This window comes from Limosilactobacillus reuteri (assembly GCF_013694365.1).
GTDB lineage: Bacteria > Bacillota > Bacilli > Lactobacillales > Lactobacillaceae > Limosilactobacillus > Limosilactobacillus reuteri_E.
Map to the genome: position 1 here is coordinate 1631179 of NZ_CP059275.1, position 16048 is coordinate 1647226.

The following is a 16048-nucleotide window of genomic DNA, read 5'->3' on the forward strand; positions in this document are numbered from 1 at the left end:
GCCTTTTGTAAATGAAGAAAAGAAAATTAAAGAAGAGTTTAGCAACAACTGCGACGGTAATGGCTGTTACAACGGGGGTGACGGCCATTAGTAATTCCGCTAAAGCTGATACAGTACAAAATAGTAAAAATACTATTCAACAAACGCTGCCTGATACGAACCAACAAGCTCAGCGAAATGTCAGTACAGCCCAAGACGCAGTGAATAGAGCCAATGCTGATGTAGCAACCGCAAATAATGATCTTAATATTGCTAATCAAAATTTGGCAGACGCGGATTCTCAAGCAAAGGTACAGGAAAAAATAAGCAATAGTTCAAATCAGGCTGTTAATAATGCTCAGCAAGAATTTGATAATGTTCAAAGTGACTTAACAAAGTATCAACAAGAGTATCAGCGAATACTGAAAGTTCCGGTATTCTATTTAAATACTATGATGAATTCAGACAAACCTTTAGTATTTGACTTAGCAAACTATGATGGTTATAAAGGACAGAATGCACAAGCGGAAAAGAATTTTAAACTCAAAGCATATCGGGATAATATTGATCTCTTAAAAGAAGTTATTAGAAGAAATCAGAGCTTTGTTGACAATGATTATAAAAATACACCGGCTTATTATAACTTAGGCACCATTAATTATGAAATAAATGCAGTTAATAAGGAATTAGCAGAGCTTAATCAAATAATAGCTGAAAAGAAAAAAGGTACTTTTAACCAATATCAACATTATCATGATTGGATTACAAAGGATCGTTCGCGTTCATGGCTAGATTTAGAATCTGCGGATATCAGTGATATTCAAGAGATAATTGATTGGCATCATAAAATAATAGAAGAAGACCAAAGGAAGACTGCTGAGATATTGCCAATTGCGAAAAAAGAATTAGAAACTGGAAATTACTATTTAAGTGTTTCTAAGAATCTTTTGCCACAGCTGGAAGAAGTGACTAACAATCTTATTGAGACACAAGAAAAGCTTACATATGCTAAAAGTAATTTAGATTCAACAAGACGGAAAGCTTGGCAAGATAGTGTACTCTTATCACAAATTGAAGGAGATCGTGCTAATGCTCAATCTCAAGCAATCAATGCGCAAACGAAGCTCTTACAAGCACTTCTCAATAAGACAAATTCACAAGAAAAGTTAGCGTCAGCAAAAGAGAAACTTCCGGCACAAACTGATGCCTTAAAGTATAGCTCGCTAATCACCCTTGAACCACTAACAGTTGAGCCGGGAGTAACTCCTGCTCCTAAAGTTACGACAGCGATTGCGGTTGAAAATGATGATCATCAGAATAAAGCTGTTATTACTTTACCCGGCGATGAACAAGAAAATAAGCTACCCCAGGGAACAAAAGTAGTGTGGAAAGATGATGCTAAAGTTGCAGCCGATCTTCAACATCTTGGAAAGCATACTGAAGATGTCTTGATTGTTTTTCCTGATGGATCGGTAATTTTAACTAGCGAGCAAGTTACTGTTTCCGCAACAGAAAAACAGGCAGACGCTAATAAAGAGACTTCGCCTGCACAGAAAACGATTGATAGTACCCAAGAAAATAATATGCGTGCGAATGATCTTTCTGCCCAGGTAGTGGAAGTTAATGATGATAATCAAACCTCAGCACCAGAAATATTGGTGACTTCGCAAACCAAGCAACATACCGTCCGACCAAACGGGGTAATAAAAGGTCAGACAGCACTGAATAACATTGTCCAGCCTTCATTAGCTAAGTCTTTTAAGAATAAAACAACAAATAATATTTTGCCACGAACCGGGGATGAATCTTCACTTCCGATTATTGCCCTTGGCGCTGTTATTGGGCTAGCAGGAATTGGGGCAGCACTCAGACGGTACGAATAAATGAGTAACTGGCGTAATCTATTTGCACAACGAATTTATGAACGAGGGAAAGATTACTACTATCGCGGCAGAGTTAAAAGCTTAATTTTTGATGCAGACGATAATTTTTCTGCAATCGTTAAGGGAAATCGGGCTTATAAAGTAACTGGTAGATACCATAATGGAAAGTTTTCTAAACTTCATTGTGATTGTCCCTATGCGCAGGATAACCATCGTTGTAAACACATGGCCGCGGCTTTAGAAGCGATTGATGATGGTTCGGCAAATATTGAACCGCAAAAATCGTTAGGTGAGGTTTTTCAATCAGCTTTTCCGCCAAACCGTTTACCAGTTGATCCGCAGAGTTTTCTAAGTAAAGAAGTCTTTCCGCTACGGCTGATTGAACATGTCTTTACTAATCTTGACGATGTTCAAATCATTTCTGAGATCCTAATTAAAGCTGCAGATGCTTATTTTACAATTCCTGGAGCTAAGTGGAATTATTCAGTGGCTGGGCGTTTTAAACAATATTACTTTTCAGTGCTAGTTGCTTTTAATCGAAAAACGATTGTGGACGTCCAGGTAAACTTTGTAAAGACAAGAGAAGGACAACAGATCGCTAAAATGGTTGCCCTTTATTGCTTATTAAAGTACCTTGATCAACATAATATTGAAGAGAATACTAATGAAGCGGCCCGGCAAATGCTAGCTAATTTTCTTGATCGCGCTCCTGATAGTCAGACGATCATTACTGCTAATATCGGTGAATACTACGATGGTGGTCAATACCTTTACTTCCGGGCAGGTGTACCAGATCATATGTATAAATTTCCAAACTTGACAACCTTAACAAATGGGATTGCCCGTGGTGAGCGGCTTCGTTTAGGAAAGTTCTTTGATCAGCAAATTATCCCCGAAAACCTTGATAAAGATAGCAAACAATGGTTAGACTTGATCATCAAGCTATCCTCGACCGCTGATTTAACGCGCGATGGGTATTACGAAGCATCCGTAAAAAATGAGCTGCCCCTGGCTGGCGTGATTATGGATGAAGTTGATCAAATATTAAAGACTGGTAATACACTTTATAATCGGTGGAAAGTGCCTATTAAGCGGGAAGAACGTGCATTAAAAGCGACAGTTTCAATTAAAGCATATGGTGCCGATGACGATCCAAGTCGTCATCTTGATGTTAGTGTTGACCTTCCTGCTGACCTTATTCATGGACAGGCAGCCTATTACCACCTTGATGACCATACCTGGACTGCTTTTACAGGAATAACCCCTAATAAGTTAGACCCTGTTTTTCCAGTAACCAGTGATCTTGTCTTTGGTGTTGATACTATGGCTGAGTTTTACCGCTATGTGTTGCCCAAGCTTCAGTCGATGTTTTCAGTCGAGCTGCCCCAAGATCGCGATTTATCAAAGTTTTTACCTCCATTACCAACAGTAGTTTTCTTATTGGATTATCATGACGAACAAATTTATTGTGACTTGGCAACTGAAATTGATGGCAAAACACAAAAAATTAAGAAAATTGATGACCTTCCGCAATTTTTGATGCAAAGAGTTGAACGGGTACTAGCTAAATATTTCACCAAGTTTAATCAAACCGGGACTAGAGCAGTTCTGTTAGTTGATGAGGCAACAAATTTGCTAGCAACTGGCGTCAATGAATTACAAGAAATAGGAATTGCTAAGGCTACTCCTGCATTTAATGGGTTATACAAACAGCCGTTTACTAAGGTAAGTGTCGGTATCTCCGTTGACTCTGGCCTTTTAAAGCTTGATTTTGGGGATGATCAACTAACCGCTAAAGAAATCAAGCAAATTCTAAGAGATTTTCGACCGCATAAACAGTATTATCAATTGGGCAAGAAAACCTTGAAGATGGATGAACCTTCGCTAGCTGAATTAGTTGAGACATTGCGCAAAATGGGAATCTCATCACGTGATTTTACTGCGGAAGAACTTAAATTGCCGGTGTATCGTGCTCTTTATCTTGATGATCTTTTATCCCACCAAGAAGCATTGAATTATCGTACTACTTCAGAATTGCACCAGCTAGTTACTGATGTTAAAACTCCGCAGAAAGATTTTAAGGTGCCGGCAAATCTTCATGCAACATTGCGTCCCTATCAATATGATGGTGTCCAGTGGTTAATGGCCTTAATGAAGTATCATTTTGGTGGACTGCTGGCGGATGAGATGGGATTAGGCAAGACCCTGCAGATTATTACTGTTCTATTAAGTGAACAAGGAAACGGACAGAATTTAATTGTTGCCCCAGCAGCAGTTATCTATAATTGGCAAGATGAGCTTAAAAAGTTTGCGCCAGACCTTAAAGTAACTGTTCTTGATGGTAGTAAAGCTGAACGACGGAAACAGTTTGCGCAAAGTACAGAAAGGGATATCATTATTACTTCCTATGATGCCGCCAAACGAGATATTGATTTTTATGAAGGGCATGTCTTTAATATTGAAGTTATTGATGAGGCCCAGTACATTAAAAATCCCCAAACTGCTGCCGCTAAAACAGTCAAAGCGATCAATGCTAAGCAGCGTTTTGCTTTAACTGGAACTCCGATTGAGAATCGGTTAAGCGAACTTTGGAGTATTTTTGACTACTTGATGCCTGGTTTTCTCGGTTCTTATCAGCAGTTCCGCAAACAATATGAAGGACCGATTATTAAAAATCAGGATGACCAAGCTCAGGACGACTTAAAACGTTTGGTACAACCATTCATGCTCCGTCGTTTGAAGAAAGATGTCCTTAATGATTTACCGATGAAAAATGAACAGGTATTTTTAACACCCATGGTTGGTAAACAAGAAAGTCTATATCAGGCACGGGCTCAAAGATTGATAAGACAGATTCAAAAACAGAATGATGAAGAATTTCAGCAGAATAAATTAGCAGTCTTGGCAGAAATTACTCGTCTTCGTGAACTATGCTGCAGTCCTCAATTGTTAGATGGAGGGTACAGTGGTCCTTCGGGAAAAATTAAGGCAACTATGAACTTAATTAAGGATGAAGTGGCGGATAATCATAAAATTTTACTCTTCTCGCAGTTCACATCGGCATTAGCAATTTTAAAAGAAAAACTTGCTAAAGCAGGAATTAAGTACTTTATGATTGAAGGAAAGACAAAGAAAGCAGATCGTTTACAATTTGTTGATGAATTTAATTCCTATGATCAGCCAGCTGTCTTTTTAATTTCTCTGAAAGCAGGAGGAACGGGGTTAAATCTTACGAGTGCTGATGTTGTCATTCATTTTGACCCGTGGTGGAATATTGCGGCTGAAAATCAGGCGACTGACCGTGCTCATCGTATTGGTCAAAAGAATAACGTAACGATTTACAAGATGATTGCACAAAACACAATTGAAGAGAAGATCATTGAAATGCAACAGAAGAAAGCAGCTCTTGCCAATTCTATTCTTTCAGGAAACGAGCTAGCAAATGCCGTCATCAACAAGGAGACGCTTCTCAACATTCTCAAATAAATGGTTGATTTGCATTGTCACCTTTTGCCGGGGATTGATGATGGTTCAAAAAGTATGGAGATTTCATTGCGACTTGCAAAAGAAGCAACAGAAAACGGGGTTACCCATGCACTTTTGACTCCTCACCATATGAACGGGCACTATGTAAACCATAAACAAGATGTTTTAGCGCGAACAAAAGAATTTCAAGAAGAACTAGAGAAAAATAATATTCCATTAACTGTCTTTCCTGGACAAGAAGTGCGAATTAATGGTCAGCTAATTGAAGCCCTTGATAATGATGATATTTTATTCGCTGATGAGAGTGGAAAGTATATGATGCTGGAATTTCCAGACAATGATGTACCTCATTACACTAACCAGATGATTTTTAACCTTCAACAACGGGGAATTACGCCAGTGGTTGTTCACCCTGAGCGGAATACCAAGATCATGGCTGAACCGGACTTGCTTTATCAAATGCTGGAAAAAGGGTGCTTGTCGCAAGTTACCGCTAGTTCCTATGTTGGTACATTTGGTAAAAAAGTCGAAAAATTCAGTAAAAACCTGATTGCGGCTGGTCAAGGGTATATCTTTGCTTCTGATGCTCATGACCTTCCAGGACGAAAATACGAAATGCAGCAGGCCTTTGACAAATTATCGCGTGAATTTGGCGCTGACGTTGCCCAAGAATACCAAGATAATGCGCGAGCTATCATTAACGGGGATGAAATTGGTCGTCATCAGATTAAGAAGATTCAGCAACGTAAGAAATTATTTGGGTTATTTTAAAGCGCAGTACAACAATGGCCTTCAGCGTCCGGCAAAGTCGAACGCTGAAGGCCTATTGCTTGCGGGGGCTCGAAAACGAAGTCACAAGTGACTTCTGTCTCGCTCCCATGCGTTTTTTACATACGGCTGATTGGCATATTGGCAAGACATTAAACGATTTTAGCTTGCTTGATGATCAGCTAGCAACCTTTAAGCAGATTGAAGCAATTGCCAAAGACCAGCAAGTTGATGCGATAGTGATTGCCGGGGATTTATATGATCGGTCCGTGCCTAATGAAGCAGCGGTTAAGCTCTTAAACCAGATGCTGCAAGACTTAAACTTGACTGATCATTTTCCTTTACTGGCAATCAGTGGGAACCATGATTCAGCAATCCGTTTAAGTACAGGGACTGATTGGTTTGCTTACCAGTCATTTTTCTTAAATACTAACATTAATGATACTTTTACCCCGGTCACAATCAAGGATACCCAATTTTTCTTGTTGCCATTCTTTGGGATTCAAGAAGTTCGCAACTACTTTAATGATGACAAGATTAAAAATGTCAATGATGCGATGGGGCGGATTACAACTGAGATGGAAAAGCATTTTGCTCCTGATAAAAGGCATGTTCTTGTCGCCCATTTCTTTGCGGCTGGAAGTAAGCGAACGGCTGATTCTGAAACTTTGATTGAGGTTGGCGGATTGAGTGCAGTCACGACAGATGTTTTAGCTCCCTTCGATTATGTTGCTCTTGGTCACCTTCATAACCGCAATGCTTTAAATGACGAAAAAGTTAAGTATAGTGGCTCTCCAATGAAATTTTCAGTATCGGAAGCCAAGCAAGAAAAGGGCGTTTGGATTGTTGATACAGCACCTTTTAAGGCCGAGTGGGTTCCATTATCGCCAGTTCATGATATTCACCTTTTGAAAGGGAGTTTTGCTGAACTGGCTACAAAACCCGCGGAAGCATTACAGGAAGATTTTTATGACATTGAATTGACCGACCAAGAACGAATCCTCGATGTGCTAAACAAGTTACGCGAATATTATCCGAAGATTGTCCGCCTTCATCGGACACATCAGGCCAAGCAGGTTCAACTCAACCTTAGTAAGAAACGTGCTCAGGAATCGCCCCTTGATTTGCTTACGGATTTTTATTTCCAAACGATGGGAAATGATTTAACAGGCCGCCAAAAGAAGTGGGCAGAAAGGGCCTTGACTCAAATTATGAAAGGGGAGGAATAGATGCGTCCATTAACGATTGAACTACATTACTTTGGGCCGTATGAGCATCAAGTGATTGACTTTACGCAGTTCACAGAGCATTCCTTATTTCTGGTAGCAGGGAATACTGGTGCGGGGAAAACCACGATTTTTGATGCAATGAGTTATGCACTTTTTGGTCAAACAACCAATGATCGTGATCGGTCGGCAGCTGCTTTACGTTCTGATTTTGCACCAGCTGACCAAGAAACAATGGTGAAGTTTACCTTTGAACACCAAGATCTTAAATATCAAATTATGCGTCGTCCTAAACAGGTTTTAAAGGGACGGCGCGGCAATTTGGTTGAACATAATCAAGCCGTTGACCTTATCTACCCACTTGAAAGTGATCATCCCCATGAAATTACTAAAATCAAGGAAGCAGACACGTTTATTACTGACCTGCTCAACCTAACCTGTGATCAATTTAAGCAGATTGTTCTTCTCCCTCAAGGAAAGTTTCGGCAGTTTCTTGATTCAGATAGCAATACGAAGGAAGCTCTTTTGCGTGACCTCTTTAATACGTCCCGTTATGAGCAGTGGGCAACGCAATTAAAAAACGATTTGCGCGAACAGAAGAAGTCATTAACGGCCCAAGAAACAAAACTTCAATCATTAAAGGAAACCGTAACCGAGATTGATGCGCAATTAGCAACTAAAGAATGGTTAGCAGAAGCAAAAAATTACTTATCCCGACTAAAGGCTAATCTTGAACACTTGGGCGATGATGAGCAGCAACAGCAAAAGAAAGTTGATCAGCTTGATGCCCAACTTCATACTGAGCAAGAGTTGAAAAAGAACATTGAGGCATTGGGTGAGCTTGTTAAGGCTGGAGAAATACTGCAAGCTCAAGCGGAAAAGATCCAAGAAACAAAGCAACAAGTAAAAATCCTTGACTGGTATCAAGAACACCAAACAGAATATCAACGGTGGAAAGATGGCGAAAAGCGTCTCCAAAAATTAACAGCAGACAGTAATATTCTCCATGAGGACCTGCGTAATCTTCAAAAGCAACAGCAAGTAATTGAAACAGAACTGCAGCAAACGAGTCAGCGCCAAGAAGAGATTGATCAGCTTCAAGCAGAGGTCACCGACTTGACGAATAAACTACCATTATTCGATGATCGAGATAAACTAAGATCAACTGTCGATGAACTACAGACACACTTAAAGCAGCAGAAAAAACAGCAAGCTGCTTCCCAGAAGAAGTTGCAAGACGCTCAACAGCAATTGACGGTTGTTACTAATAATTTAAAAGAGCATGAAAACTTGGGTGAAGTTCAAGTTCAAATAGCAAAACAAGAAGTCCTTCAGGAAAAATTAACGACTGCTGGAAAAGATTTAAAGCAATTAGAAACAAAACTTTTATCTGAAAAGGAAAATTGTGTGAAATTAAAGCAAGAGCAGGGGGATGCTGAAAAGCTCGTTCAAAAATCGCAAAGTAGGTTGGATGACTTGAATGATCGCTTTGCCCGTCACCAAATTGCCATTCTTGCTCAAAAATTAAAGCCAGCCACCCCTTGTCCAATTTGTGGATCGCTTGATCATCCCCATCCAGCAAATTTAGCAGATGATGGTGAATTGGTAACGGAAGCACAAGTTAAAGCAGCAACCGTTAAAGTTCAACAAAATCGTAGTACGTTTGACCAGTTAAAAGAGCAAGTTCGCCAAAGCGTTTCCCAAATTGCTAACTTAACAACACGGGTAGAAACCAAGCAGGTAAATTTAGCCGAACTATTAGGGGATAATGAATTACCGAGTGATTGGGAAGGACAAATTGAAAATCACGCTCAAAAACTAGCAGAAATGAAGACTGACCTCGATAGAATAGAACAACAGGTTAAAGAATGGCACCGAGAAGAGGAAGAATTGGAACGAGAATCCAAGTTCTCTCAAGAAGAATTAGATAAAATAGACGAAAGTGTGAACCGCTGCAAACAGGATTTAATCGCCAAGCAGACTATTCTGAAAGAAAAAACAGCCGCTTTACCAGCAAAATTTCCTACTAAAGAAGCTGCTGACAAGCAAATTCAAACTGATCAACTAACGATCAAAGCCTTTAATAACCAGCTTGAATTATTGCAACAACAACGACAAGAAAATGCCGAAAAATTAGCAGGGACAAATAGTCGGATCGACCAGACTAAAGAAGAACTTGCCACCCAAACGACGCAACAGGATAACTTACACCAATATCTTGTGAACCTTTTAGCCCAATATGATGTCCAACTTAAATGGAATTTCTGGCAAGAAGCTAGTGAACAAGTAGCAACATTGTCATCATTACGTGAACAGGTAACGACCTTTGAGAATCAAGTCCAGGATAATCAGTCCCAACAAGAGCGGTTGACTAAGGCCATCAATAATCATCCCATGCCAGATATTACGTCAACGCAGACCAAACTTAATACTGAGCGTGAACAACTTCGGCAATATCAGCAAGAAATGGGTCAGTTAACTGCTCAGTATAAGCAATTAGAAGAAACGGATCAAAAGGTTATTAAGGTAGTCGAAAAAACCGGAAAACTTGATCAAGAAATTAATGAATTACAAACATTAACAGACGTCGTGACTGGGAATACCGAAAATCATGTTAGCCTAGAACGGTATGTATTACAGTCATATTTTCAAGATGTCCTCGTAGCAGCCAATGTTCAGTTAGAACGATTAACTAATGGCCGCTACCAGTTTGAATTAGCAACGGAAAGTCATGGGGCTGGTGCCAAGTGGAGTGGGCTTGAAGTTAATGTATATGATGATAACGCTGGCAGAACGCGAAGTGCCCGGACGCTTTCTGGTGGTGAAAGTTTTATGGCTTCACTTGCCCTTGCTTTAGCTCTTTGTCAGATTGTCCAAGAGCAAAGCGGGGGGATTAAGATTGATGCGCTCTTTATCGATGAAGGATTTGGTTCCCTTGATCAGCAGGCTCTTGAAGATGCTCTTCATTCCCTTCAAGAACTCGAAGGTCACCGGATAATTGGAATTATCAGTCATATCACTGAACTGGAAGAGCAAATTCCAGATCAGTTAATTGTTCGATCAAGAAATGGTCGTAGTTATGTCGCATACCAGCATGAAATATAAATGCGAACCGATCAGGCCGGTATGATCGTTGGTAATGCTCATTCAAAAATCTACCATACGCCTGATCAGCAAGGCTATCATACGAATTCAGCAAATGCGGCCTATTTCAACTCAGAAGCAGAAGCGCAAGCCGCTAGATACCGCAAATCATTAAGATAAATGCATTTTGAAATCGGAACTTTGGGAAACCATGAGTTCGATGAAGGCTTAGCTGAGTATATGCGGATTGTTAATGGTGGTGAACCTACTAAACAATATAATGAAGCTGAGATGGCCTATCCTCATGTGAAAACAGGGATTAATATTATTACCGCCAATGTTGTGAATAAATCTGATGGTCAGATCCCGTTTGGAATGCAACCATACTTGATTAAAGAAATTCATACTAGTGATGGTAAAGTTGCCCGGATCGGCTTTATTGGGATTGAAACTACTTCCCTACCAATTTTAACCTTATACGATAATTACAAAGATTATGATGTTTTAAACGAGGCTGAAACAATTGCAAAATATGATCAAATTTTACGCAAAAAAGGTGTTAACGCAATTGTAGTTCCTGCCCATACAGGGGTTTCAACTAATAAAGATGGCAGCACTAAGGGTAATGCTGTTGATATCATTAAGAAGCTTTATCAAATTGACCCTGATAATTCTGTCGACCTTTATATTGCTGGTCACTCCCACCAATATGCTAATGCTACTGTTGGTAGTGTAAAATTAGTGCAAGCTATTTACACGGGTAAAGCTTACGATGATATTATCGGTTACATCGATCCAACAACTAATGATTTTGCGCCCAATAGTCTCATTTCACATGTCTTTCCGGTACTATCTGAAAAGGATGCGCCTAATATCAAAACGGATGCAAACGTTACAGCAATTGTTGAAGATGCGAACAACCGAGTAGCACCGATTATTAACAAGAAAATAGGGGAAGCTGCTACAACAGGCGATATTCTTGGACGACTTCATAATACTCCTACTCGTGAAAATGCCGTTGGTGAATTAGTTGTCGATGGTCAATTATATGCCGCTCATAAGGTAGGCTTACCAGCTGATTTTGCGATGACTAATACAGGACGTGCAGATCTGCATGTTAATCCTGATCGTTCCATTACATGGGGGAGTGCCCAAGCGGTTCAACCATTTGGTAATATTTTGCGGGTAGTTGAAATGACAGGGGCACAAATTGTTGAAGCCTTGAATCAACAATATGACGAAGGTCAAGCTTATTACTTACAAATTTCCGGGCTTCGTTATACTTATACTGATCAAAACGATCCTAACCAACCATATAAGGTCGTTCAAGTTTATGACCAACATAATCAACCGCTTGATATGAATAAGACTTACAATGTTGTTATTAATGACTTTTTAGCAGGTGGCGGAGATGGCTTTTCTGCATTTAAGGGTACCAAAGTTGTCGGGATTGTTGGTCAAGATACAGACGCGTTTATTGATTATATTACTGATATGACTAATGATGGTAAACCAATTACCGCACCAACAATGAACCGTAAGATTTACTTGACTGCTGAACAATTAGCAAAAGCTGACTCAGATTCACAGTCACAAACAGGAACTAATCAGAACACTCAAAACGATGCTAATTCCCAGACTGAAGGAAATCAGCTTCAAGAGGTTCCAAGCCAACCGGTATCTCCAACAGTAACCTTGCCAACAACAGCTGGTCAACCAGCCGAAACCGTTACATTACACGGTCAACCTAAGCAACAAACCGTAGCTGCTAATAATCAATTAATTAATTTGACGCCTACATCAATCAATAGTCAAAAGCAAAAAGCAACTGACCAGCAAGCAGCTTTACCACAAACTGGTAACGATGAGGATCTTGCATTACTTCTTCTCGGAAGCTCATTAATGGCAGCAACCGGATTGACAATTATTGATCGCAAGCGTAAACATGCTTAAATGGCAGAAAATATCATCAATATTTTAAAAACCAATAATATGACCGTCGCGTTTGTCGCTCAAGAAAGCGGCCTCGACGTTGCGCAGGTTAACGAAACACTTAAACGGCCCGTTGCAACTTGGTCAATTCAGATTCTTAATGCATTTGCAGATGCTTTAGGAGAGCGTCCAGGAGAATTATTAGATCGGATTCAAGACTTTGATTTTCACTTGCATACTGACGATGATCAGTTGACGATTCAGCACGTGCAGTTCCAAACACCTTCTTCTTATCAACAAGTTCGGTTTGCCGTTGAAAGTAATGTTTTAGAGGGATGGGAGCCTACAGCAACAGAGGTAAGACAATTAAAAGAGAGTGCCGAAAATCCAGATGATGAAATTTTAATGGAAATTGAGCAATTATTTGGTGATGAAGATGACTGAATGACTGATGAAGAACTTCAAGCAAAATTTTTATATGATAATGGAACACTCCGCAATAAATTTGCAATTAAAAATGCGGATGAATTAAGCTTAATTGAGTATCGCGGCGTAGCAGAAAGGGAAGTGGCCCTCCTGCAACAACAACCGAAAATTAAAAGCTTTGAAGATTTACAGACGATTAATAAATTCCTTTTTGGTTGGCTTTATGACTGGGCGGGTGAGTTACGTAACTACTACATTTCAAAAGCAGGTTTTGATTTTTTGGAATATGGTCGCTTTGATAATGCAATTAAGTATATTAATGATGAAATTGGGCGATTGAATAAGAAAAAGCAGCCTACCATTGAGGATTATGCTGCTCTCTTAAATGATTTGAACTATATTCATCCGTTTCGTGAAGGGAATGGGCGATCAACTAAATTATTCATCCAGTTAATTGCCCTCCATCATGGTCAGATAATTGATTATCCAGCCGACAACGCGGAAATGATTGCCGGGTTAAACCAATCAGATGTCGGTATTATTGCCAAGACCATGGCATTACAAAAAAGTGCTGGTTAAATGAAAATTCTTGTAACGAAAAATAAAGAAGAAGCAAGCCAAAAAGCTTTTGAACTTCTCCAAACAGATATTATTAACGGTGCTCAGGTACTTGGCCTTGCAACAGGGAGTTCTCCACTAGGTCTTTATCAAAAAATGACTAATAGTTCTGTTGATTATTCTAACCTTATTTCGATTAATCTTGATGAATATGTCGGTCTTAAATCGACTGATCCGCAAAGTTATCATTACTTTATGAAATATCATCTTTTCGCTCAAAAGCCATTTGCCAAAAGTTTTATTCCGGATGGCAGTAATCTGAATGCCACTGAAGTAATTAATCACTATAATCAGATTTTGGCTACTTACCCTATTGATACGCAAATTTTAGGAATTGGTAATAATGGTCATATCGGTTTTAATGAGCCTGGAACCCCTTTTGATAGCCAAACCCATAAAGTAAAGTTAACCCCTGCTACTATCAATGCCAACGCGCGTTTCTTTACTTCAAGCAAGGATGTACCAACAGAAGCCTACACGATGGGAATCGGTTCAATCTTGCAAGCAAAACATATCATCTTACTCGCATTTGGTGAGCAAAAAGCAGACGCAATCAACAAAATGGTCAACGGTAAAATCACGACTGCTGTTCCGGCATCAGCCCTCCAACAGCATCCAAACGTAACAGTGATTCTTGATAAACAAGCAGCTAGTAAACTAAATTAAATGAAATTTAAAAAATTAACAGTAATGTGTGCTGTTTTATCAGGTTTACTATTAGGGAGCTCGGCGATGACGGTGGTTCCAGCTACTACCTATGCAGCCTCTAATGATAAGCAGGTGACAATCTATCTTACACGTCACGGGGAAACTACTGGTAATGTGATGCAACGGGTGCAAGGATCAAGTGATTTTCCATTAACCAAAAATGGAATTACCGTTGCTAATGATTTGGGCTATGGATTAAAGGGGATTAAATTTAAGCATGCCTACACGGGTAACTTAACCCGGCAAGAAGTTACCGCACAACAAGCATTGAAGTATTCCGCCAATCCAAATACAAAGATTACGACCACACCAATGTTACGTGAAGGCGGATATGGTAGCTTTGAAGGAGACAGCATTGAAGCTGATAACCAGAAGATTGCTAATGTTTATGGTTATCAAGATGGCAAGCAATTCCAACAAGCAACGGGCAAAGATTACTGGAATAAACTCCAAGATGCCTACCACAAACTTGATATGGACAATTCGCAAAATACCAAGTTGGCTAAGAGCGATCGGGCAGAAAGTTCAGCTCAGGTGCAAAAACGGATGAATTCAGAATTGCTTCACATTGCAAAAACAACTCAAAAACAGGGTGGTGGCAATGTTTTAGTCGTTAGTTCAGGAATGTCAATTAATGAATATCTTTCAACCATTTCTAAAAAATATGATGGGAAGCCAATGCAGAATGCGGCAGTAACCAAACTTGTTTATAAGAATGGTAAACTTCACGTTGATGGCCCAATTGGTACGCTTCACTATGTAAATAAGGGAAAGAAAATAGCAGCAAATAAGTAAATGGAAAATTTAACGGTTAAGCTGTTTAATGGAATTGCTGAAAAGCAGCTTCAGGGTTTAGCATTATTTGAAAATCGAACTGGCTTTGGGAAAACAAAGGGTGCCCTGCAGTGGGTAACGGACATGCTAATGAAAAGTAAGGAATCTGATGTAATTATCTACATAACTCCCAACCGACAGAATCGGGATGAAGCATGGCGGGGATTGGTTAGACAAGCATATCGAAGAATTCTTTGCGACGAATCAGTTAAACTTAATCGATAAGTGATTAATAATAAGCGGTATTTCCAAACTCATGAAGATGTTAAAGATAATTATGCGAGAGACTATCAGCAGGCAATAGTGCAACATTTGACAATTGATACCTTTAGGAAGTACGTTAATTAAGTGGGATGGGAGTTTTATCAAGTTGCAAAGGAAGCTTATGGTACCCAAGCAGTCTATCTATTTAAAATGATTAATAGTGATGAGTTCGAGGTGAGACGGTTAGATTTACAAGAAAGCTCAAAATTTATTAATTCTGATGATACAGATCTTCAGTACCTAATTAAAACTCCTGCCAATACTTTCTACAATTTAAACAGGAAAAACATCTTCACTTTGCCTAATGCTGAGCTTTTTGGCGATATCAACGAGATGATTAGTCATCAAAATTGTTCATCAGTAACAAAAGCGGAACTTAAACGGGCTTTGAATGATTTAAGTAAAAGTTACCCTAATTACAGAACTAAATACCAAAATCTTATTTCTATCATTAATAAAAGAGAGCTAAATTCATTTAACATCAATGACTTAAAAGATGAATTTAATTTTATTAAGAAAAATAAAATACTAAGTCCAATTGCAATTAATTTGTTATTGGATGAATTATATGAACAATATGGACTAGTTTTGAAAGTGAAACCAAAAATAAAATCCCATGTTCAAAAGCATCTCTCTGGATTAACCGATATTAATTATTTCGTTGATAACGGCGATCAGGATGTTATTTACTATAATGTAGGAACCATTAGTAAAAATATGAATATATCAATTGCAAAGGCATCACACATCTGGTAATTGAAGTTTCTTCAACTGATGATGGTGAATTTTGTACGATTTCATCAATTAACAGTAATTCCTTTTCCATTTAAATACCTTCGA

13 protein-coding genes and 1 pseudogene are annotated in these 16048 nt (G+C 39.1%); all 14 read left to right on the plus strand.

The genetic code is table 11. The annotated features are described in order from the left end of the window. Positions 1 to 11: 11 nt before the first annotated feature. The 14 genes and pseudogenes from HHK02_RS09485 (at position 12) to HHK02_RS09545 (ending at position 15964) form a co-directional block, all read left to right on the plus strand. Positions 12 to 1862: an LPXTG cell wall anchor domain-containing protein gene (locus tag HHK02_RS09485; RefSeq protein WP_181462341.1), complete on the plus strand. Its 1851-nt coding sequence runs from the start codon at positions 12 to 14 to the stop codon at positions 1860 to 1862. Beyond that, complete coding sequence (locus tag HHK02_RS09490; RefSeq protein WP_181462342.1) at positions 1863 to 5348, plus strand: DEAD/DEAH box helicase; 3486 nt, start codon at positions 1863 to 1865, stop codon at positions 5346 to 5348. Further along, positions 5349 to 6119 (plus strand): tyrosine-protein phosphatase, encoded by a 771-nt coding sequence (locus HHK02_RS09495; RefSeq protein ID WP_181462343.1) that lies wholly within the window; start codon positions 5349 to 5351, stop codon positions 6117 to 6119. A gap of 107 nt (positions 6120 to 6226) precedes the next feature. Then, positions 6227 to 7345, plus strand: a complete 1119-nt coding sequence (locus HHK02_RS09500; protein WP_181462344.1) for an exonuclease SbcCD subunit D — start codon at positions 6227 to 6229, stop codon at positions 7343 to 7345. Then, positions 7346 to 10447: an AAA family ATPase gene (locus HHK02_RS09505; protein ID WP_181462345.1), complete on the plus strand. Its 3102-nt coding sequence runs from the start codon at positions 7346 to 7348 to the stop codon at positions 10445 to 10447. A gap of 18 nt (positions 10448 to 10465) precedes the next feature. Then, positions 10466 to 10606, plus strand: a pseudogene (locus HHK02_RS09510) (sunset domain-containing protein); the annotation flags it as partial. Next, positions 10607 to 12379 (plus strand): 5'-nucleotidase C-terminal domain-containing protein, encoded by a 1773-nt coding sequence (locus tag HHK02_RS09515; protein ID WP_231124837.1) that lies wholly within the window; start codon positions 10607 to 10609, stop codon positions 12377 to 12379. It begins immediately after the preceding pseudogene. Next, positions 12380 to 12802, plus strand: a complete 423-nt coding sequence (locus tag HHK02_RS09520) for a helix-turn-helix domain-containing protein (protein ID WP_181462346.1) — start codon at positions 12380 to 12382, stop codon at positions 12800 to 12802. Next, positions 12803 to 13363 (plus strand): Fic/DOC family protein, encoded by a 561-nt coding sequence (locus HHK02_RS09525; protein ID WP_078009959.1) that lies wholly within the window; start codon positions 12803 to 12805, stop codon positions 13361 to 13363. Then, entirely contained in the window at positions 13364 to 14068 is a 705-nt protein-coding gene (locus HHK02_RS09530) for a glucosamine-6-phosphate deaminase (RefSeq protein WP_181462347.1), read from the plus strand. It abuts the gene before it with no gap. After that, positions 14069 to 14905, plus strand: coding sequence for a histidine phosphatase family protein (locus HHK02_RS09535; protein ID WP_035151392.1), 837 nt, complete (start codon positions 14069 to 14071; stop codon positions 14903 to 14905). Further along, positions 14906 to 15169 carry a DEAD/DEAH box helicase family protein gene (locus HHK02_RS09540; RefSeq protein WP_181462348.1) on the plus strand — a complete coding sequence of 88 codons (264 nt, stop codon included), beginning with the start codon at positions 14906 to 14908 and terminating at the stop codon, positions 15167 to 15169. Then, on the plus strand, positions 15170 to 15292 hold the full coding sequence (locus HHK02_RS12925) for a hypothetical protein (RefSeq protein WP_269204212.1): 123 nt from the start codon (positions 15170 to 15172) through the stop codon (positions 15290 to 15292). It abuts the gene before it with no gap. Next, the gene (locus HHK02_RS09545) at positions 15293 to 15964 is read left to right on the plus strand and encodes a hypothetical protein (RefSeq protein ID WP_231124838.1); all 672 of its coding nucleotides are present in this window, start codon (positions 15293 to 15295) and stop codon (positions 15962 to 15964) included. The last annotated feature ends 84 nt before the right edge of the window (positions 15965 to 16048 follow it).